Origin of the sequence: Paraburkholderia sp. SIMBA_054 (assembly GCF_046534875.1) — a bacterium.
Lineage (GTDB): Bacteria > Pseudomonadota > Gammaproteobacteria > Burkholderiales > Burkholderiaceae > Paraburkholderia > Paraburkholderia hospita.
Map to the genome: position 1 here is coordinate 1 of NZ_JAWRXV010001777.1, position 233 is coordinate 233.

Consider the following 233-nt stretch of genomic DNA (forward strand, 5'->3'; position numbering starts at 1 on the left):
GGCAGCCCTTTCCGTGCCGATGAGTGGCTGGCACGTCGTGACACGGCATATCCTGCCCAACTCCCTGCCACCGCTCATCGTCGTGGCAACTGTGCAAGTTGCTTCAGCCATTTCGCTGGAAGCCACGCTTTCATTTCTTGGTGTCGGCCTGCCGCCAACAGAGCCCTCCCTTGGAATGTTGATTGCCAATGGCTTCCAGTATCTTCTGTCGGGCCGCTACTGGATTTCCATCT

General features: G+C 57.5%; 1 protein-coding gene. It reads left to right on the top strand.

Annotated features, from left to right (window positions below; all coding sequences use genetic code 11):
* Positions 1 to 233: ABC transporter permease subunit (locus tag SB822_RS61205; RefSeq protein ID WP_410859679.1), on the top strand; the 233-nt coding region annotated here is incomplete at both ends.